A 20,574-nucleotide genomic window follows, 5' to 3' on the forward strand; every position below is an offset into this window, starting at 1 on the left:
TTCCTAGTCCCGGTCTCAGCCGACAGTCGTGAAGATGTCGATGGAGCCCGACTTGAGGGAGACGATGGCGCGCTTGGTGTCCTTGCGCTTGCCCATCCCGAACTTGGTCCGGCGGGTCTTGCCCTGCTTGTTGAGCGTGTTGACCGACGCGACCTGCACGCCGAAGATCTTCTCGATGGCGAGCTTGATCTCGGTCTTGTTCGAGCGGGGGTCCACGATGAACGTGTACTTGCCCTGGTCGATCAGGCCGTAGCTCTTCTCGGAGACGACCGGCGCGATGATGATGTCGCGGGGATCCTTCTGGGTGGCGCTCATGCGGCAACCTCTTCCTTGGCCGTCTTCGACTCGACGAACGCGTCGTACGCGCCCTTCGTGAAGACGATGTCGTCGCTCACGAGCACGTCGTACGCGTTGAGCTGGTCGTAGGACAGCACGTGGACCGTCGGGATGTTGCGCACGCTGCGGAGGCTGACCTCGTCGGTGCGCTCCAGGACGATGAGGACGTGCTTGCTCGTGGCGATGCCCTCGAGCAGCGCGACCACGGTCTTCGTCGAGGGGACGTCTCCGGCGGAGAGGCTCTCGATGACGTGGAGGCGGGCGCCGCGCGCGCGGTCGGAGAGGGCGCCGAGCAGAGCCGCGGCGATCATCTTCTTGGGGGTGCGCTGCGAGTAGTTGCGGGGCGTGGGTCCGTGGACGATGCCACCGCCGGTCATCTGGGGGGCGCGGATCGAGCCCTGACGAGCGCGACCGGTCCCCTTCTGCTTGAACGGCTTGCGGCCGGCGCCGGAGACCTCGCCGCGGCCCTTGGTCTTGTGCGTTCCCTGGCGCGCCGCGGCGAGCTGGGCGACGACGACCTGGTGGATGAGCGGGACGTTGGTCTGCACGTCGAAGAGCGACGCGGGCAGGTCGACGGAGCCGGTGACTGCACCGGTCGCGTCGAGGACGTCGAGCTGGGTGTCGGTAGCCATGACTACTTCCCCTTCACTGCGTTGCGGACGAAGACGATGCGGCCACGCGCGCCGGGCACTGCGCCCTTGACGAGCAGGAGGCCCTTCTCGGCGTCCACGCTATGGACGACGAGGTTCAGCACGGTGACGCGCTCGCCGCCCATGCGACCGGCCATGCGCATGCCCTTGAAGACACGGCTGGGGGTCGAGGAGGCGCCGATGGAACCGGGCTTGCGGTGGTTGCGGTGCGAACCGTGCGAGGCCGAGACGCCCTTGAAGTTGTGGCGCTTCATGACGCCGGCGAAGCCCTTGCCCTTGCTGGTGCCGACGACGTCGACCTTGGAGCCGGGCTCGAACGCGCCGACGGTGATCTCCTGGCCGAGCGTGTACTCGGCGAAGTCGGCCGTGCGGACCTCGGTGAGGTGGCGGCGCGGCGTGACGCCGGCCTTCTCGAAGTGGCCGGTGCTCGGCTTGTCGGCCTTGCGGGGGTCGATCTGGCCGTAGGCGATCTGGATGGCGCCGTAGCCGTCGACCTCGGGCGTGCGCACCTGGGTGACGACGTTCGGGGTGATCTGCACGACGGTCACGGGGATGAGCTTGTTGTTCTCGTCCCACACCTGCGTCATGCCCAGCTTCGTGCCGAGCAGACCGGTGAAAGTCCTGTTAGCGGTAGACATGGGTTCCCTTAGAGCTTGATCTCGATGTTGACGTCGGCCGGGAGGTCGAGTCGCATGAGCGAGTCGACCGCCTTCGGCGTCGGGTCGACGATGTCGATCAGACGCTTGTGCGTGCGCATCTCGAAGTGCTCGCGGCTGTCCTTGTACTTGTGGGGGGAACGGATCACGCAGATCACGTTCTTCTCCGTGGGCAGCGGCACCGGGCCGACGACCGTGGCGCCCGCGCGGGTCACCGTGTCGACGATCTTCCGGGCCGAGGAGTCGATGACCGAGTGGTCGTACGACTTAAGTCGGATGCGGATCTTCTGTCCCGCCATGTGTGACTCTCTCTCTTTCGTGCGTCATGCGGCCTCGGACCGTATTGGACGCGTGTGTCCCTCGCTCGGATGGCCCGGCCTCGTGGCGCGCCCCATCCGTCGTGCACCCGGGCACGCATCGTGGGACGCGGCCTCGGGCAGCTCGTGCACCCGCCCGCATGCGGACGCGGACGAGCGCTGCTCATCCGGTGGGTGTCGTGTGCTTCTGCTCTGCTGCCCGCGGCCTAACCTGCCCAGGGAGCGACGAGCGCTCCGGGCGGCTATGCACTGCCTGGCAGTGATCCGACGTCTCGCGCGCAGGGCGGCGTGCGTCGGAATGTTGAACTAGACGAGTTTGTCATAGTCCGGCCACGCGTGCAACCCGGGCGTGTCGCGCCCACTCCTCCGTGATCCCGGGGCTCGCGGCGCCTCGAGCCTGCGGCGTCGAGGCGCCGTCGCGGTCACCGGAACAGCAGGTTCCGCAGCTCCGTCTCCCCCGACGCGAGGCGCTGCGGATCGATCGTGCGGCCGTGGACGTACTCGTCGACGAGCCGCGGGTCCACATAGCTGTTCTTCGCGATGGTCGGGGTGTTGCTGAGCACCTCGGCGGCGTCGCGGTACGCTTGCGCGAGCGCCCGCTGCCGCTTGCCCTTGGTCGCCTCGGGTCCGTGCTTCGCCAGGCTGATCGCCGCGGCGACCGTGCCGTGCAGGGTGCGGAAGTCCTTCGCGGTGAACTCGCCGCCCGTCCGCTCCCGCACGTAGTCGTTGATGTCGGCCGCACCGAGCGGGTGCCACTCGCCGTCGACCTCGTAGGCCAGCAGCCGGGCGTTCGGGCCCCGCTCCTGAAGCCCGCCCACGACCTGCACCAGGTCGTGGTCGCGGATGTCGCTCGACCACTCCTGCCCGCTCTTCGCGGGGAACTCGAGGTGCACGGTGTCCTCGTGCACGGTGACGTGGGAGCACAGCAGCGTCGACAGCCCGTGGCTGCCGTTCGACTCGGTGTACCGCTCGCTGCCGACGCGGAGGCTGCCCGTGTCGAGCATGCGGAACCCGGCGGCCAGCGCGCGCTCGCGCGTGAAGCCGTCCTGCCGGAGGTGGATGGTGACCTGGCGGCGCGCGGACGGCAGCGACTCGGCGAGCTGCAGCGACCGGTCGAACTTGATCCGGTCCTTCTGCTCGCGCCAGGTCGGGTGGTAGATGTACTGGCGGCGCCCGGCGCTGTCCATGCCCGTCGCCTGCACGTGCCCGTTCTCGTACGGCGCGATCCAGACGTCGGTCCACGCCGGCGGGATCCCGAGGTGCTCCATGCGGGCGCGCAGCGCCCTGTCCGTGACCCGGTTCCCGTCGGCGTCGAGGTAGGTCCAGCCCTTCCCGGCCCTCTTGCGGGTGTAGCCCTTGCCGGTGGCGTCGCTGCGCCGGAGTCTGACCATTGATCGAACCTACCCGCTGTCCCGCCATCGGTTAGGGCACGATGCGAAGGCTCCCGGCCAGCCGTGACACCTCGCGACCCGTCAACGGCCGACAGGGCCGGGCCATGACGGCCCGACCCTGTCGGAGGTGGTGCTGGTGGAGCTGGGTGCTACTTGACGATCTTCGTGACCGTGCCGGCGCCGACGGTGCGGCCACCCTCGCGGATGGCGAAGCCGAGGCCCTCCTCCATGGCGATCGGCTGGATCAGCGCGACGTTCATGTCGGTGGTGTCGCCGGGCATGACCATCTCGGTGCCCTCGGGCAGCGTGATGACGCCGGTGACGTCGGTGGTGCGGAAGTAGAACTGCGGACGGTAGTTCGCGTAGAACGGGTTGTGACGCCCGCCCTCCTCCTTGGAGAGGATGTACGCGGTGCCCTCGAAGTCCGTGTGCGGCGTGACCGAACCCGGCTTGACGATGACCTGGCCGCGCTCGACGTCCTCGCGCTTGGTGCCACGGAGCAGGAGCCCGCAGTTCTCGCCGGCCCAGGCCTCGTCGAGCTGCTTGTGGAACATCTCGATGCCCGTGACGGTGGTCTTGACGGTGGGACGGATGCCCACGATCTCGACGTCCGAATTGATGGCGAGGGTGCCGCGCTCGGCGCGACCCGTGACGACGGTCCCACGACCGGTGATCGTGAAGACGTCCTCGACGGGCATGAGGAACGGCTTGTCCTTGTCGCGGACGGGCTCCGGGATGGAGTCGTCGACCGCGTCCATGAGCTTGACGATCTGCTCGACCCACTTCTCGTCGCCCTCGAGCGCCTTGAGGCCGGAGACCTTGACGACGGGGGCGTTGTCGCCGTCGAAGTCCTGGCTGGACAGCAGCTCGCGGACCTCGAGCTCGACGAGCTCGAGGATCTCCTCGTCGTCGACCATGTCGGACTTGTTGAGCGCGACGAGCAGGTACGGCACGCCGACCTGCTTCGCGAGCAGCACGTGCTCGCGCGTCTGCGCCATGGGGCCGTCGGTGGCGGCGACCACGAGGATCGCGCCGTCCATCTGGGCGGCGCCCGTGATCATGTTCTTGATGTAGTCAGCGTGACCCGGGGCGTCGACGTGAGCGTAGTGACGCTTGGGCGTCTCGTACTCGACGTGCGAGATGTTGATCGTGATGCCGCGCTGGCGCTCCTCGGGAGCGGAGTCGATGGACGCGAAGTCGCGCTGCACGTTGGTCGCCGACGGGTACTTGTCCGCCAGGACCTTGGAGATCGCTGCCGTCAGCGTCGTCTTGCCGTGGTCGACGTGACCGATCGTTCCGATGTTGACGTGCGGCTTGGTCCGCTCGAACTTGGCCTTACCCACTGTGGGTCCTCCTCAGGACTCGGTTGCGGAGCGTCCGGTTGTTCCCGGACGCCCTGCGTGTTGGAGATCTTGCTTATGGTACTGAAACGGCGGATGCCGCTCGAACTGGAGGGCTACTCGCCCTTGTTCTTCTGGACGATCTCGTCGGCGACAGCCTTCGGGACCTCGGCGTAGCTGCCGAAGCTCATCGAGTACACCGCGCGGCCCGAGGTCTTGCTCCTCAGGTCGCCGACGTAGCCGAACATCTCCGACAGGGGGACGTTCGCGGTGATGACCTTCACGCCGCTCGCGTCCTCCATGGCCTGGATCTGGCCGCGACGGGAGTTCAGGTCGCCGATGACGTCGCCCATGTACTCCTCGGGCGTGCGGACCTCGACGGCCATGAGCGGCTCGAGCAGAACGGGCTTCGCCTTGCGCGCGGCCTCCTTGAAGGCCATCGAGCCGGCGATCTTGAACGCCATCTCCGAGGAGTCGACGTCGTGCGCGGCGCCGTCGAGCAGCGTCGCCTTCACGCCGACCATCGGGTAGCCGGCGAGGATGCCGACCTGGAGCGCATCCTGGATGCCCGCGTCCACCGACGGGATGTACTCCCGGGGGACGCGACCGCCGGTGACCTTGTTGTCGAACTCGTAGGTCTTCTCCGCGGTCACCTCCATGGGCTCGATCTTGATCTGGATCTTGGCGAACTGCCCGGATCCACCCGTCTGCTTCTTGTGCGTGAAGTCGTGCTTGTCGACCGTGCCACGGATGGTCTCGCGGTACGCGACCTGCGGCTTGCCGACGTTGGCCTCGACGTTGAACTCGCGCTTCATGCGGTCGACCAGGATGTCGAGGTGGAGCTCGCCCATGCCCTTGATGACCGTCTGACCGGTCTCCTGGTTCTGCTCCGTGCGGAAGGTCGGGTCCTCTTCAGCGAGCTTCTGGATAGCGACACCCAGCTTCTCCTGGTCGGCCTTCGTCTTCGGCTCGATCGCGACCTCGATGACGGGCTCGGGGAACGTCATCGACTCGAGGACGATCTGCTCCTGCGGGTCGCACAGCGTGTCGCCCGTGGTCGTGTCCTTGAGGCCGATGACCGCGTAGATGTGACCAGCGGTGACCGAGTCGACCGGGTTCTCCTTGTTGGAGTGCATCTGGAAGATCTTCCCGATGCGCTCCTTCTTGCCCTTGGTCGAGTTGATGACCTGCGAGCCGCTCGCGATGGTGCCCGAGTAGACCCGGACGTACGTGAGGCGACCGAAGAACGGGTGCACCGCGACCTTGAACGCGAGCGCCGAGAAGGGCTCGGTCGAGTCGGGCTTGCGGATGATGATCTTCTCCTCGTCGCGCACGTCGTGTCCCTCCATGGGGGGCACGTCAAGCGGGCTGGGGAGGTAGTCGACCACCGCGTCGAGCATCGGCTGGACGCCGCGGTTCTTGAACGCGGAGCCGCAGAGCACGGGGTAGATCTCGCTGTTGACGGTGAGCTTGCGGATGGCGGCCTTGATCTCCGCCACCGTCAGCTCCTCGCCGCCGAAGTACTTCTCGAGCAGCGCGTCGTCGGTCTCGGCGACGGTCTCGAGCAGCTTGGCCCGGTACTCGTCCGCCTTGTCCTGCAGATCCGCGGGGATCTCCTCGATGTCGTACTTCGCACCGAGCTCGACGTCTCCCTTGGAGTCGCCGCGCCAGGTCAGCGCGCGCATCTCGACGAGGTCGATGACGCCCTCGAAGCCGCTCTCGGAGCCGATGGGCAGCTGGATGACCAGCGGCTTCGCGCCGAGGCGGTTGACGATGGTGTCGACCGTGAAGTAGAAGTCGGCGCCGAGCTTGTCCATCTTGTTGACGAAGCAGATGCGCGGCACGTCGTACTTGTCGGCCTGGCGCCACACCGTCTCGGACTGGGGCTCGACGCCCTCCTTGCCGTCGAACACGGCGACCGCGCCGTCGAGGACGCGGAGCGAACGCTCCACCTCGACGGTGAAGTCGACGTGCCCGGGGGTGTCGATGATGTTGATCTGGTTCTTGTTCCAGAAGCACGTTGTCGCGGCGGACGTGATCGTGATGCCGCGCTCCTGCTCCTGGGCCATCCAGTCCATCGTGGCGGCGCCGTCGTGGACCTCGCCGATCTTGTGAGTGATGCCCGTGTAGTACAGGATGCGCTCGGTGGTGGTGGTCTTGCCGGCATCGATGTGAGCCATGATGCCGATGTTGCGGACCTTGTTCAGGTCGGTGAGCACGTCCTGTGCCACAGGTTCCTCCGAAAGGGGTTGGTGGTGCTGTCGAACTAGGTGGTCGACTACCAGCGGTAGTGGGCGAACGCCTTGTTCGACTCGGCCATCTTGTGGGTGTCCTCGCGGCGCTTGACCGCGGCACCGAGGCCGTTGGATGCGTCGAGGATCTCGTTGGTGAGACGCTCGGTCATGGTCTTCTCGCGACGCGACTTGGCGTACGTCGTGAGCCAGCGGAGTGCGAGGGTGTTCGCGCGGTGCGGCTTGACCTCGATCGGCACCTGGTAGGTGGAGCCACCCACGCGGCGCGAGCGGACCTCGAGGGCCGGGCGGACGTTGTCGAGCGCCTTCTTCAGCGTGACGACGGCGTCCTGGCCGTTCTTCGCGGCGACGCCGGCGAGGGCGTCGTAGACGATCTTCTCGGCGAGGCCCTTCTTGCCGTCGAGCAGGATCTTGTTGACGAGCTGGCTGACGATCGGCGCACCGTAGACGGGATCTGCGACGACAGGGCGCTTGGGGGCGGGACCCTTGCGAGGCATTACTTCTTCTCCATCTTCGCGCCGTACCGGCTGCGAGCCTGCTTGCGGTTCTTCACGGCCTGGGTGTCGAGCGCGCCGCGGACGATCTTGTAGCGCACGCCGGGGAGGTCCTTCACGCGACCGCCGCGGACGAGCACCATGGAGTGCTCCTGGAGGTTGTGGCCCTCACCGGGGATGTAGGCCGTGACCTCCTGGCCGTTGCTGAGCTTGACGCGGGCGACCTTGCGCAGGGCCGAGTTCGGCTTCTTGGGCGTGGTCGTGTAGACGCGGGTGCAGACGCCGCGCTGCTGGGGGTTCGCCTTCAGGGCGGGCGCCTTGGTCTTGACGACCTTGGGCGTGCGGCCCTTGCGGACCAGCTGCTGGATGGTGGGCACTACGGGACTCCTCGATGCTGCACGGTGACAGCGGGTTGATGGTCAGCATTCGACGCCCGCGAGCGGGGATCGAGTTCAACTGGACCCGCGCGTCCGCCGACCACGGGAGTGGGAGGCGCCGGCGGGTATGCCGTGGGGGCCGGCCGAATGGACGAACCCTGGTCGATGCGCTCCCGTGCGGCTCGGCGCACCGACTTCACGGCACGACACGAGCGCACGCGTGAGCGCACACCTCGGCAACGATACAGTTCCGCGACTCGCCGGTCAAACGTTGGACGAGGGGCCGCGAGCCGCCAGCGCGACGGCACCGAGGCCCAGCAGCGCCGAGATGCCGAGCACGGCGACGCCGAACGGATCCACGAGGTGCCGGAGGGCGAACGCGAGGCTCGCGAACACGTCCGCGCCGGCCAGCAGGTAGAGGACGGCGCCGAGGATCCCGTACGCGAGCCAGGCGGCGGCGCCCCAGCCGAGGACCGGCAGGATGGGGATCCGCCGCTCCCGGTCGGCCTCGCGGGTGGTGCGGATGAGGCCGACGGTGAAGACCAGCGTGGCGCTCACGACCATCACGGGTCCGAGGAGCACGCCCGCGTCGCGCTCGGGGATCACGTCGTCACCGCCCAGCAGCGCGACGAAGCCGAAGACGCACACGACCAGCGCGACGTGCATGACGGCAGCCAGGAGGGGGATCACTCTCCCAGCCTGGCACGCGTCAGCGGTGATCCGGCTGCTCCGCCAGCTTCCGGTCGTACTCGGCGCGGGCCTCGACGTTCTTGGCCTTGATCCGGCGGCCGCGCGCGCTGATGCCGGCACCGAGCCAGGTGACGAGCTCGCGGGCGAGGAAGCCCGCGAGGATCCCGTCGGGGAAGGTCACGGTGCGCTGGAGCAGGAGGGCCTGCTCCGACGGGGCCAGGTCCATGACGCCGCCCTGGAGGAGGCGCGTGCCGACGTACGCGGCGTAGACGAGGATCGCGACGGGCAGGCCGCCCAGGACGAACGCCCACCACCCGCCCCGGTTGACCAGGAGCGCGAGCAGCACGAAGAGCACGAGGAACGCGATGGTCGGCACGTAGAAGATGGGCGACGCGATGTAGCGGCCGAAGACCTCGCCGAACGCGTCCGTGTTCCGCACCGAGGCGAGCAGGGCCGTGCCGAGCGAGTAGAGCAGGGCGAAGAGGATGACGGCGACGACGGCGATGAGCACGCCGAAGCCGCGGTTGCCGCGCTTCTCCGGCGGGACGGGCGCCTGCACGTAGATGGGCTGGGACTGCGACTGGCGCGCGGTCTCCTCCTCGCGGGCACGGCGGTCGCGCTCGTCGCGCTCGCGGGCGTCGGCCTCGCGGGCCTCGCGCTCGCGACGCTCCCGGTCCTCGACGTCGCGCTGGCGAGCCTCGGCCTCACGGGCCTCCGCTTCACGGGCTTCCGCCTCGCGGGCCTCGCGCTCGTGGTCGTCGCGCGCCCGGGCCTCGGCGACGCGGGCCTCGGACTCGCGCCGCTCGCGCTCGCGTGCGTCGTGGTCCTCGTCGACCGCGGCGGCGAACGCCGTCTGGTCGAAGGTGGAGGTGTCGGAGTGCGCGGAGTCGGCGCCGCGATCGGCGGGGCCGTCGTCGAAGGCGGCGGCGGCGCGCTCGTCCGGGGTGCGGGGATCCAGCGGCTGGTCGGCCTCGTCGGGCTGTCGGTGCGGGGCGGGCCTGTCGTCGGTCATGGCACGAACCTACCTCGGCGGCGCCCCGCGGCCCGGGCGGCGTGCCGGGGAGCGCCGAGATGGTCGCGAGCGGCTAGAAGGGCTCGAGGAGCCGCTGCAGGAACCGGCGCGTGCGCTCCTCCGTCGGGTCCTGGAGCACCTGCGACGGATGCCCGCGCTCGACGACCACGCCGCCGTCCATGAAGACGACCTCGTCGGCGACCTGGCGGGCGAACGCCAGCTCGTGCGTGACGATCACCATGGTCCACGCCTCGTCGGCGAGCTCCTTGATGACGCTGAGCACCTCGCCCACGAGCTCCGGGTCGAGGGCCGACGTCGGCTCGTCGAAGAGCAGGATCTGCGGCCGGAGCGCCAGCGCGCGCACGATCCCCACGCGCTGCTGCTGGCCGCCGGACAGCTGGAACGGGTGCTGGTCGCGCTTGTCGGCGAGGCCGACGCGGGCGAGCAGCTCCTCCGCCTCCCGGGTCGCCTCGGCGACGGAGCGGCGCTGGACCTGCACCGGACCCTCGATGACGTTCTCCAGCACCGTCTTGTGCGGGAACAGGTTGTACTGCTGGAAGACCATCGCCGACCGGTCGCGCAGGGCGAGCAGCTCGCGGTGGCGCGGCTTCGCGGCGAAGTCGACCCGGAGCGGGCCGGTCGTGCGGGACCGGGAGTCGGCGTCGGCCGCGGCGACCTCGACGACGCCCTCCTCGGGCACCTCGAGCCCGTTGAGGGAGCGCAAGACCGTGGTCTTGCCGGATCCGCTCGGACCGATGAGCGCGGTCACGCCGCCGCGGCGCACCTCGAGGTCGATCGAGCGGAGGACCTCGTTGTCGCCGAACGACTTGCGGAGGCCGCGGACGGTGAGGACGGGCTCGCCGGGCGTCCGGTGCGGCGCGGGCGCGGGATCGGCGGGGTCAGTGGGCGACATACCGGTCGAGCCTCCTCTCGAGGCGGGTCTGCGCGAACGAGAGCACGAGGCAGACGAGCCAGTAGATCAGGGCCGCCTCGAGGTACAGCAGCATGTACTCGAAGGTAGACGACGCGATGAGCTGCGCCTGCTTGAAGAGCTCGGTCACGAGGATCACCGAGGCGAGGGAGGTGTCCTTCACCAGGCTGATGAACGTGTTCGACAGCGGCGGCACGGACACGCGCGCGGCCTGCGGCACGATGATGCGGCGCAGCGTCAGGGGTCGCGACATGCCGATGGTGTGGCCGGCCTCCCACTGCCCGCGCGGGACCGAGAGGATCGACGCGCGGATGATCTCCGCCGCGTACCCGCCCACGTTCACCGAGAGGGCGATCACGGCGCTCGGCCACGGCGGCAGCACGATCCCGATGGACGGCAGGCCGTAGAAGATCACGAAGAGCTGCACCAGGAGCGGGGTGCCGCGCACGACGGAGATGTAGAAGCGCGCGATGCCCGACACCAGCCGGTTGCCGTAGAGCCGCATGAGCGCGAGGCCCAGGGCGATGGCGAGGCCCAGCGCGAACGTGACCAGGGCGAGCGGGATGGTGCCGCGGATCGTCTCGAGCGCGAGCGGCCCGAACGACGACCAGAACAGGTCCCACTCCCTCGACATGCGATCCCCTCGTCTCGTCCTCGTCCGTCAGCGTACGCGGCGGCCTACTGCGAGACGTCCGTGCCGAAGTACTTCTCGGAGATCGACGCGAGCGTGCCGTCGGCGCGGAGGTCGGCGAGGGCCTGGTCGACCGCGGTCACGAGGTCGTCGCTGCCCTTGCGGAAGACGAGCGCGCTGAGCGACGGGTCGTCGGTCTCGGCGGCCACCTCCAGGTCGGAGTCGCCCTGCTGCTTCTGGTAGTCGAGCAGCGTGAGGCGGTCGTTGATCGTCGCTTCGACGCGGCCCTGCTGGAGGAGCGTCACCGCCTGCGCGAAGCCCTCGACGGCCTCGACCCTGGCGCCGCTCTGGGTCGCGAGGTCGTTCCAGTTGCTCGTGAGCGACTGCGCGGTGGTCTTGCCCTTGAGGTCGGCGAACGAGCTGATGCCCGAGTCGGAGCCCTTGACGATGATCACGCCGGGCGAGACCGTGTACGGCTCGGAGAAGTCGTAGACCGTCTTGCGCTCGTCCGTGATCGAGATCTGGTTGGCGATGACGTCCCAGCGTCCCGCCTCGAGGCCCGCGAAGATGCCGTCGAACTGGGTCTCCTCGAAGACCGGCTTGACGCCCAGCTTGTCCGCGACCGCCGTCGCGACCTCGACGTCGTAGCCCGTGAGCGCGCCCGAGCCGGATCCCTCGTGGAAGGAGAAGGGCGAGTACGTGCCCTCGGTGCCGATGACGAGCTCGCCCTTAGCCTGGACGTCGGAGAGGCTCGTGGCGGCGGCGGGGGTGCCGGACGCGCCCGGCGCGGATCCGCTGCCCGCGTCGCCCGAGGCGCAGCCCGCGAGGCCGAGGGCGGCCACGGCCAGGAGGCCGGTGAGGGCGAGGGAGGGACGGAGGCGGGAGCGGAGCGTCATGGGGGTCCTTGCGGTCACGGCGGATCTCGAGAGCGGGATCGCCTCGTGCGGGTGCTGTGTGCGCGGTGCTGCGGCGCCTGGTGCTCGGAACCAGTCCGAGCGCGCCGACCGTCATGGTCTCAACGCCCTAGTCGTGTCGGTATTCCCATGTCGCCGTATGACGGAGCCGCCGCGTCGGAACGCCCGCGCCACGGCTAGAAGAGCGGCTCGGGACCGGTGCCGTCCCCGTCGTCGGGCACCGGCCCGATCTCGCCCTCGAGCTCCTGGAGCCGCAGGTTGACGAAGCGGTCGAGGGCCTGGCGGATCACGGGCGCGAGCGGGGCGAGCTCGCGCACCATCGCCAGGTCCACCGCCTGCTGGATCCCCTCCTCGCGCTCCCCGTAGTCGACGAACGCGGGCATGCCGAAGGGGTGGTCGCGGTAGACCGGCCCGCGGGTGTCGCGGTAGAGGCGTTCGCGGGCGTCGCGGGCGGCCTCGGCGCGGGCCACCTCGAGCGCGGCGACGAGCGGGTGGATCGCCGTGTGGGGCGCGTCCCGCGGGATGGCCTCCTGGTCCGTGAAGACCGACGCGTCGCAGGCGGGGCAGGATCCGGATCCGGTGCCCGACGCGGTCGGCGTCCAGGTCGCGTAGCGCAGCGCGTGCGCCCGCCACGCCAGGACGACGTCCTCCAGCATGCGCACGACGCCTCCTCGGGTCCCGGCGTCGGCCGCTGCCGGGTCCGCCCACTGTATCGCCGGGACGGGCCCGCCCCGGGAGCCCGCGGGCGCGGGACGGGGGCGCGCGACGCGCGCCCCCGGGGACGAGGAAGGGCCCCGCCGGAGCGGGGCCCTTCTCATCGTGCGCTCACGCGCCGGCGGTCCTAGTTGTAGGTGCCGGGCGTGTAGTCGTCCGAGCTGAAGCTGTCGAAGTCGACGAAGCTCAGGTCGGACTCGTTGAACACCGACTCATCCGTGAAGATGCGGTTCGGGTAGCGCTCGGCCTTGGCCTCCTCCGTCGCGGTGACGGTGACGTCGCGGTACTTCGCGAGCCCCGTCCCGGCCGGAATCAGCTTGCCGATGATGACGTTCTCCTTGAGGCCCATCAGCGGGTCGGACTTGCCCTCCATGGCGGCCTGTGTGAGCACGCGGGTCGTCTCCTGGAAGGACGCGGCCGACAGCCACGACTCGGTCGCGAGCGAGGCCTTGGTGATTCCCATGACCTCCTGGCGGGCGGAGGCGGTCTTCTTGCCCTCCGTCAGCGTGGCGCGGTTGACCTCGTTGTAGCGGGCCCGGTCGACGAGCTCACCGGGGAGGAGGTCCGTGTCGCCGTGCTCGACGACCGTGACCTTGCGCAGCATCTGCCGCACGATGACCTCGATGTGCTTGTCGTGGATCGGGACGCCCTGCGAGCGGTAGACGCCCTGGACACCGCCCACGAGGTGCTTCTGCACCTCGCGCACGCCCTTGACCCGGAGGACCTCCTTCGGGTCGATGGCGCCGACGTGCAGCTGCTGCCCGAGCTCGACGTGCTGGCCGTCCTCGACGAGGAGGGTCGCGCGCTTGAGCACCGGGTAGATGTGCGGCTCGTCGCCGTTGTCCGGGGTCAGGATCACCTTGCGGCTGCGATCCGTGTCCTCGATCGTGATGCGGCCGGCGGCCTCCGCGATGGGCGACGCACCCTTGGGGGTGCGGGCCTCGAAGAGCTCCTGCACGCGGGGCAGACCCTGCGTGATGTCGTCCGCCGATGCCACACCACCGGTGTGGAAGGTGCGCATCGTGAGCTGCGTGCCGGGCTCGCCGATCGACTGGGCCGCGATGATGCCGACGGCCTCGCCGATGTCGACGAGCTTGCCCGTGGCGAGCGAGCGGCCGTAGCAGGCCGCGCACACGCCGACGGCGGACTCGCACGTGAGGACCGAGCGCACCTTGATCTCGTGCACGCCGGCCGCGATCAGGTGGTCGATCATGACGTCGCCGACGTCGCTGCCCGCGGGGGCGACGACCTCGCCGGCCTCGTTGACCGCGTCCGCGGCCAGCGAGCGGGCGTACACCGAGTTCTCCACGTTGGAGTCGCGGACGGACGAGCCGTCCGCGGCCTTCGTGGCGATCGGCAGGTCGAGCCCGCGGCCGGTGCCGCAGTCGTCCTCGCGGATGATGACGTCCTGCGACACGTCCACCAGACGACGGGTGAGGTACCCGGAGTCGGCGGTGCGCAGCGCGGTGTCGGCCAGTCCCTTGCGGGCGCCGTGGGTGGAGATGAAGTACTCCGCCACCGTCAGGCCCTCGCGGTACGAGTGGACGATCGGGCGGGGGATGATCTCGCCCTTCGGGTTCGACACGAGGCCGCGCATGCCGGCGATCTGGCGGACCTGCATCCAGTTGCCTCGTGCCCCGGAGGACACCATGCGGTTGATGTTGTTGTCGGCGGGGAGGTTGTCCTCCATCGCCTTGGCGACCTCGGCGGTGGCCTTGTTCCAGATCTCGATGAGCTCCTGACGACGCTCGGCGTTCGTCGTGAGGCCCTTCTCGAACTGGCCCTGGACCTTGGCGGCCTGCTTCTCGTAGCCCGACAGGATGGCCGCCTTGGTGGGCGGGGTCAGCACGTCGGAGAGGGCGACCGTGACGCCGGAGCGCGTGGCCCAGTAGAAGCCCGCGTCCTTGATCCGGTCGAGCGCTGCCGCGACCTCCACCTTCGGGTACCGCTCGGCGAGGTCGTTGACGATCTCGGAGAGCTTGCCCTTGTCGGCGACGGCCTCGATGTAGGGGTAGTCGACCGGCAGGGTCTCGTTGAACAGCGCGCGACCGAGGGTGGTCTCGAGCAGCACAGGGCCGACGGTCTTGCCCTTCTCGTCGAGCTCGACGCCCTCGGGCGCCTCGCCCTCGCCGAAGTAGATGTCGTGCAGGCGGATGCGCACCTTGGCGTTGAGGTCCAGCGAGAGCTGGTCCTTCGCCAGGATGGCCTCGGCCACCGAGCTGAACGCGCGACCCTCACCGGCGACGCCCTCCTTGAGGGTGGTCAGGTGGTGCAGGCCGATGATCATGTCCTGCGTGGGCAGGGTGACCGGGCGTCCGTCCGACGGCTTGAGGATGTTGTTCGAGGCGAGCATCAGGATGCGCGCCTCGGCCTGGGCCTCGACCGACAGGGGGAGGTGGACGGCCATCTGGTCGCCGTCGAAGTCCGCGTTGAACGCGGCGCAGACGAGCGGGTGCAGCTGGATGGCCTTGCCCTCCACGAGCTGGGGCTCGAACGCCTGGATGCCCAGACGGTGGAGCGTGGGCGCGCGGTTGAGCAGCACGGGGCGCTCGCGGATGATCTCCTCGAGCACGTCCCACACCTGTCCGCGGCTGCGCTCGACCATGCGCTTGGCGGCCTTGATGTTCTGGGCGTGACTCAGGTCGATCAGGCGCTTGATGACGAACGGCTTGAACAGCTCGAGCGCCATCTGCTTGGGCAGACCGCACTGGTGCAGCTTGAGCTGCGGTCCGACGATGATGACCGAGCGGCCGGAGTAGTCGACGCGCTTGCCGAGCAGGTTCTGGCGGAACCGGCCCTGCTTGCCCTTCAGCATGTCGCTGAGGGACTTGAGCGCGCGGTTGCCGGTGCCCGTAACGGGACGACCGCGGCGGCCGTTGTCGAACAGCGCGTCGACGGCCTCCTGCAGCATGCGCTTCTCGTTGTTGACGATGATCTCGGGGGCGCCGAGATCCAGCAGACGACGGAGGCGGTTGTTGCGGTTGATGACGCGGCGGTACAGGTCGTTCAGGTCGCTGGTCGCGAAGCGGCCGCCGTCGAGCTGCACCATCGGGCGCAGCTCCGGCGGGATGACCGGGACGACCTGCAGCACCATCGCGGCCGGCGAGTTGCCGGTGGCGAGGAAGGAGCTGACGACGCGCAGGCGCTTGATGGCGCGGATCTTCTTCTGGCCCTTGCCGGTGGCGATCTGCTCGCGGAGCAGCTCCCCCTCGGCCTCGAGGTCGAAGGCCTCCAGGCGCTTCTGGATCGCCTCGGCGCCCATGTGGGCCTCGAAGTAGATGCCGAAGCGGTCCTGCAGCTCGTGGAAGACGGCGTCCTCGGGCTTGAGCTCGCCGACCTTGAGGCTACGGAACTCCTCCCAGACGCGCTCGAGACGCGAGATGTCCTCGTCGAACGCCTTGCGCGTCTGACCCATCTCCTTCTCGGCGCTGTCCTTCGCGCGACGCTTCTGGTCGCTCTTCGCGCCCTCGGCCTCCAGCGCGGCCAGGTCGGTCTCGAGACGCCCGAGGCGCTCGGCGATCTGGCTGTCGCGCTGGTCCTGCAGGGTCTTGATCTCGAGCCGGAGCTCGTTCTCGAGGCCCGGCATGTCCTCGTGGCGAGCGTCCTCGTCCACGCTGATCACCATGTAGGCGGCGAAGTAGATGACCTTCTCGAGGTCCTTCGGCGCCATGTCGAGCAGGTAGCCGAGGCGCGACGGCACGCCCTTGAAGTACCAGATGTGCGTGACGGGCGCGGCGAGCTCGATGTGGCCCATGCGCTCGCGGCGGACCGCGGACTTGGTGACCTCCACGCCGCAGCGCTCGCAGACGATGCCCTTGAAGCGCACCCGCTTGTACTTGCCGCAGGAGCACTCCCAGTCGCGGCTGGGTCCGAAGATCTGCTCTCCGAAGAGGCCGTCCTTCTCGGGCTTCAGCGTGCGGTAGTTGATGGTCTCGGGCTTCTTGACCTCACCGTGCGACCAGCGGCGGATGTCGTCGGCCGTGGCCAGGCCGATCCGCAGCTCATCGAAAGTTGTTACGTCGAGCAATTTTCCTTCTCTCCTTGGAAAGCTTCGAGTCGAAAGTCTTGAGCGGGCTTAGATGTCGTCGATGCTGGACGACTCGAAGCGGGTGGAGATGTTGATGCCGAGCTCCTCCGCCGCGCGGAAGACCTCGTCATCCGTGTCGCGCAGGCTGACCGCCTGGCCGTCGGCAGAGAGGACCTCGACGTTCAGGCAGAGGGACTGCATCTCCTTGATCAGGACCTTGAAGGACTCGGGGATACCCGGTTCCTGGATGTTCTCGCCCTTGACGATGGCCTCGTACACCTTCACGCGGCCGAGGATGTCGTCCGACTTGATGGTGAGGAGCTCCTGCAGCGCGTACGCGGCGCCGTAGGCCTCGAGCGCCCAGACCTCCATCTCGCCGAACCGCTGGCCGCCGAACTGGGCCTTACCGCCCAGGGGCTGCTGCGTGATCATCGAGTAGGGACCCGTCGAGCGCGCGTGGATCTTGTCGTCCACCAGGTGGTGCAGCTTCAGGATGTACATGTAGCCGACCGAGACGGGCTCGGGGAACGGCTCGCCGGAGCGGCCGTCGAACAGGCGCGTCTTGCCGCTGGACCCGATGAGGCGGTCGCCGTCGCGGGTGACCGTCGTCGAGTCGAGCAGGCCGGCGATCTCCTCCTCGAGCGCTCCGTCGAACACCGGGGTGGCGACCTTCGTGCCGGCCGGGGCCTGGCGCGCGTGGTCCGGCAGGCGCTCGGCCCACTTCGGCTTGCCCTCGACCTCCCAGCCCTGCTTGGCGATCCACCCGAGGTGGGTCTCCAGGACCTGGCCGAAGTTCATGCGGCCGGGGATGCCGAGCGGGTTGAGGATGACGTCGACCGGGGTCCCGTCGGCGAGGAACGGCATGTCCTCGACCGGCAGGATCTTGGAGATGACGCCCTTGTTGCCGTGACGGCCGGCGAGCTTGTCGCCCTCGGTGATCTTGCGCTTCTGCGCGATGAACACCACGACGCGCTGGTTGACGCCCGAGCCCAGCTCGTCGTCGCCGTCCTGCGAGTCGAAGACCTTGACGCCGATGATCGTGCCCTGCTCGCCGTGGGGCACCTTCAGGGACGTGTCGCGGACCTCGCGGCTCTTCTCGTTGAAGATCGCGCGCAGCAGGCGCTCCTCGGCGCTGAGCTCGGTCTCGCCCTTCGGCGTGACCTTGCCCACGAGGATGTCGCCGGGGCGGACCTCGGCGCCGATGCGGATGATGCCGCGCTCGTCGAGGTCGGCGAGCAGCTCCGGGCTGACGTTGGGGAGGTCGCGGGTGATCTCCTCCTTGCCGAGCTTGGTGTCGCGCGCGTCGACCTCGTACTCCTCGATGTGGATGGAGGAGAGGGTGTCGTCCTTGACCAGGTTCTGGCTCAGGATGATCGCGTCCTCGAAGTTGTGGCCCTCCCACGGCATGAACGCGACGAGCAGGTTCTTGCCGAGCGCGAGCTCGCCGTTCTCCGTGGCGGGGCCGTCGGCGATGACCTCGCCGGCCTCGATGCGGTCGCCGGCCGAGACCAGGACGCGGTGGTTGTAGCTCGTGCCCTGGTTGGAGCGGTCGAACTTGCGCAGGTAGTAGGTCTGCGTGCCGCCCTCGTCGAGCTGGATGGTGACGACCTCGGCCGACACCTCCTGCACGACGCCCGAGGCGTCGGCGGTGAGGACGTCGCCGGCGTCGATCGCCGCGTAGCCCTCCATGCCGGTGCCGACGAGCGGGCTCTCGCTGCGCAGCAGCGGGACGGCCTGACGCTGCATGTTCGCGCCCATGAGGGCCCGGTTCGCGTCGTCGTGCTCGAGGAAGGGGATGAGCGAGGTCGCGACCGACACCATCTGGCGCGGGGAGACGTCCATGTAGTGGACGTTCTCCTTCGCGACGAGCTCCACCTCACCGCCCTTGGGGCGGACGAGGACGCGGTCCTCCGCGAAGCGGAAGTCCTTCGTGAGGGGCGCGTTGGCCTGGGCGACGAGGAACTCGTCCTCCTCGCTGGCCGTGAGGTAGTCGATCGTGTCCGTGACCACGCCGTCGACGACGCGACGGTACGGGGTCTCGATGAAGCCGAACGAGTTGATGCGGGCGAAGGACGCCAGCGAGCCGATCAGGCCGATGTTCGGGCCCTCGGGGGTCTCGATGGGGCACATGCGGCCGTAGTGCGACGGGTGGACGTCGCGGACCTCGACGCCGGCGCGCTCACGGGACAGACCACCCGGGCCGAGCGCCGAGAGGCGGCGCTTGTGGGTGAGGCCCGCGAGCGGGTTGTTCTGGTCCATGAACTGCGACAGCTGGCTCGTGCCGAAGAACTCCTTGATCGCGGCGACGACGGGGCGCACGTTGATCAGGGTCTGCGGCGTGATGGCCTCGATGTCCTGCGTGGTCATGCGCTCGCGGACGACGCGCTCCATGCGGGACAGGCCTGTGCGGACCTGGTTCTGGATGAGCTCGCCGACCGCGCGGATGCGGCGGTTGCCGAAGTGGTCGATGTCGTCCACGTCGAGGCGCAGCTCGACGGGCTTGCCGTCGCGCGTGCCGTTCATCTTCGTCTCGTTCGCGTGCAGCGAGACGAGGTACTTGATGGTCGCGAGGATGTCCTCGACCGTCAGCACCGAGTCGGTGAGCTGCTTGTCGATGCCGAGCTTGCGGTTGATCTTGTAGCGGCCCACCTTCGCCAGGTCGTAGCGCTTCGGGTTGAAGTAGAAGTTGTCCAGCAGCGCGCGGGCGGCCTCGGCGGCGACCTGCTCGCCCGGGCGGAGCTTGCGGTAGATGTCCTTGAGGGCCTCCTCCTTGGTGAGGATGGAGTCCTTCTCGAGCGTGAGCTCGATGGACGCGACGCCCTTGAACTCCTCGAGGATCTGCTCGCTCGTGAGGCCGAGGGCCTTCAGGAACACGGTGACCGACTGCTTGCGCTTACGGTCGATGCGCACGCCGACCTGGTCGCGCTTGTCGATCTCGAACTCGAGCCAGGCGCCGCGGGACGGGATGACGCGGGCGGAGTAGATGTCCTTGTCGGAGGTCTTTTCCTGCTGGCGCTCGAAGTACACGCCGGGCGAGCGGACGAGCTGGGACACGACGACACGCTCGGTGCCGTTGATGATGAACGTGCCCTTCTCCGTCATGAGGGGGAAGTCGCCCATGAAGACCGTCTGGGTCTTGATCTCACCCGTGAGGTGGTTCATGAACTCGGCCTCGACGTAGAGGGGAGCGGAGTAGGTCTTGCCGCGCTCCTTGCACTCGTCGATGGAGTACTTCTGCTCCTCGAGGTACGGGTTGGTGAACCCGAGCTGCATGGTCTCACCCAGGTCCTCGATGGGGGAGATCTCCTCGAAGATCTCCTCGAGGCCGGAGTTGAGCGCCAGGTCGGTACGACCCTGCGCGGTGCCCTCCTCGACGCGCTTCTTCCACGCGTCCGAGCCGACGAGCCAGTCGAAGCTCTCGGTCTGCAGGGCGAGGAGGTCGGGGACGGTGAGGGTGTCAGTGATCTTCGCGAACGAGAGCCGCGATGCGTCGCGACCGTTCTGGGGAGTGGGAGTTGCGTTGCGCGCAGCAGCCAAGGAAATTACCTCCGTGGGCCCCGTCGGGCTCCGATGTCGTCGATACGCCGAGACCGACCTGGGACGTGACCCGTGCCGATCCTGATGGAGTTGCTCGCCACACCTCGCGGGATGGGCTCGGGATGGACCCGAGCGCACACGATGACCGACCGCAATATGAAGGCAAAAGGGAGTGGGAGCGCAAAGGATCACCATACGGGTCGCGACGCGCCATGTCCAGCGGAATCTTGCATCCTCGGCGTGTCTCGGTGTATAACGTCCGGCTGCCCTGCCGCAGGACCGCTCCGCCCGCGTAGCGTCGGGGC

17 protein-coding genes are annotated in these 20,574 nt (G+C 68.7%); all 17 read right to left on the reverse strand.

Features of this window, described 5'->3' with window-relative positions:
• Positions 1-15: 15 nt before the first annotated feature.
• The 17 genes from rplW to rpoB all read right to left on the reverse strand — a co-directional run bounded on the left by rplW (position 16) and on the right by rpoB (position 20,269).
• Entirely contained in the window at positions 16-315 is a 300-nt protein-coding gene (rplW, locus tag CMN_RS12725; RefSeq protein WP_012039304.1) for a 50S ribosomal protein L23, read from the reverse strand.
• Positions 312-968, reverse strand: coding sequence for a 50S ribosomal protein L4 (gene rplD, locus CMN_RS12730; RefSeq protein WP_015491190.1), 657 nt, complete (start codon positions 966-968; stop codon positions 312-314). Before rplD ends, rplW begins: the two co-directional genes overlap by 4 nt.
• Positions 969-970: 2 nt before the next feature.
• Positions 971-1,624: a 50S ribosomal protein L3 gene (gene rplC, locus CMN_RS12735; protein WP_015491191.1), complete on the reverse strand. Its 654-nt coding sequence runs from the start codon at positions 1,622-1,624 to the stop codon at positions 971-973.
• A gap of 8 nt (positions 1,625-1,632) precedes the next feature.
• On the reverse strand, positions 1,633-1,941 hold the full coding sequence (gene rpsJ / locus CMN_RS12740; RefSeq protein WP_012039307.1) for a 30S ribosomal protein S10: 309 nt from the start codon (positions 1,939-1,941) through the stop codon (positions 1,633-1,635).
• A 440-nt stretch (positions 1,942-2,381) separates the two neighbouring features.
• Positions 2,382-3,350 carry a DNA topoisomerase IB gene (locus CMN_RS12745; protein WP_015491192.1) on the reverse strand — a complete coding sequence of 323 codons (969 nt, stop codon included), beginning with the start codon at positions 3,348-3,350 and terminating at the stop codon, positions 2,382-2,384.
• 149 nt (positions 3,351-3,499) lie between these two features.
• The gene (tuf, locus tag CMN_RS12750) at positions 3,500-4,693 is read right to left on the reverse strand and encodes an elongation factor Tu (RefSeq protein WP_015491193.1); all 1,194 of its coding nucleotides are present in this window, start codon (positions 4,691-4,693) and stop codon (positions 3,500-3,502) included.
• Between the two features lie 113 nt (positions 4,694-4,806).
• On the reverse strand, positions 4,807-6,921 hold the full coding sequence (gene fusA / locus CMN_RS12755; RefSeq protein ID WP_015491194.1) for an elongation factor G: 2,115 nt from the start codon (positions 6,919-6,921) through the stop codon (positions 4,807-4,809).
• 47 nt (positions 6,922-6,968) lie between these two features.
• The gene (gene rpsG, locus CMN_RS12760; protein WP_012039311.1) at positions 6,969-7,439 is read right to left on the reverse strand and encodes a 30S ribosomal protein S7; all 471 of its coding nucleotides are present in this window, start codon (positions 7,437-7,439) and stop codon (positions 6,969-6,971) included.
• A complete protein-coding gene (gene rpsL / locus CMN_RS12765) occupies positions 7,439-7,813 on the reverse strand; it encodes a 30S ribosomal protein S12 (protein WP_012039312.1) in 375 nt (124 codons plus the stop codon). The genes rpsG and rpsL overlap by 1 nt, the downstream gene beginning before the upstream one ends.
• A gap of 264 nt (positions 7,814-8,077) precedes the next feature.
• On the reverse strand, positions 8,078-8,503 hold the full coding sequence (locus CMN_RS12770; protein ID WP_227077690.1) for a DUF6121 family protein: 426 nt from the start codon (positions 8,501-8,503) through the stop codon (positions 8,078-8,080).
• A 19-nt stretch (positions 8,504-8,522) separates the two neighbouring features.
• Positions 8,523-9,515, reverse strand: a complete 993-nt coding sequence (locus tag CMN_RS12775; RefSeq protein ID WP_015491196.1) for a hypothetical protein — start codon at positions 9,513-9,515, stop codon at positions 8,523-8,525.
• A gap of 73 nt (positions 9,516-9,588) precedes the next feature.
• On the reverse strand, positions 9,589-10,428 hold the full coding sequence (locus CMN_RS12780) for an amino acid ABC transporter ATP-binding protein (protein ID WP_015491197.1): 840 nt from the start codon (positions 10,426-10,428) through the stop codon (positions 9,589-9,591).
• Positions 10,415-11,080, reverse strand: coding sequence for an amino acid ABC transporter permease (locus tag CMN_RS12785; protein ID WP_015491198.1), 666 nt, complete (start codon positions 11,078-11,080; stop codon positions 10,415-10,417). Before CMN_RS12785 ends, CMN_RS12780 begins: the two co-directional genes overlap by 14 nt.
• A 44-nt stretch (positions 11,081-11,124) precedes the next feature.
• Positions 11,125-11,973, reverse strand: a complete 849-nt coding sequence (locus CMN_RS12790) for an amino acid ABC transporter substrate-binding protein (RefSeq protein ID WP_015491199.1) — start codon at positions 11,971-11,973, stop codon at positions 11,125-11,127.
• A 194-nt stretch (positions 11,974-12,167) separates the two neighbouring features.
• Entirely contained in the window at positions 12,168-12,647 is a 480-nt protein-coding gene (locus CMN_RS12795; protein WP_231853788.1) for a hypothetical protein, read from the reverse strand.
• A 185-nt stretch (positions 12,648-12,832) separates the two neighbouring features.
• Positions 12,833-16,732, reverse strand: a complete 3,900-nt coding sequence (locus tag CMN_RS12800; protein ID WP_015491201.1) for a DNA-directed RNA polymerase subunit beta' — start codon at positions 16,730-16,732, stop codon at positions 12,833-12,835.
• A gap of 48 nt (positions 16,733-16,780) precedes the next feature.
• Complete coding sequence (gene rpoB / locus CMN_RS12805) at positions 16,781-20,269, reverse strand: DNA-directed RNA polymerase subunit beta (protein ID WP_015491202.1); 3,489 nt, start codon at positions 20,267-20,269, stop codon at positions 16,781-16,783.
• Between the last annotated feature and the right edge of the window lie 305 nt (positions 20,270-20,574).

Source organism: Clavibacter nebraskensis NCPPB 2581, assembly GCF_000355695.1.
GTDB classification, from domain to species: domain Bacteria; phylum Actinomycetota; class Actinomycetes; order Actinomycetales; family Microbacteriaceae; genus Clavibacter; species Clavibacter nebraskensis.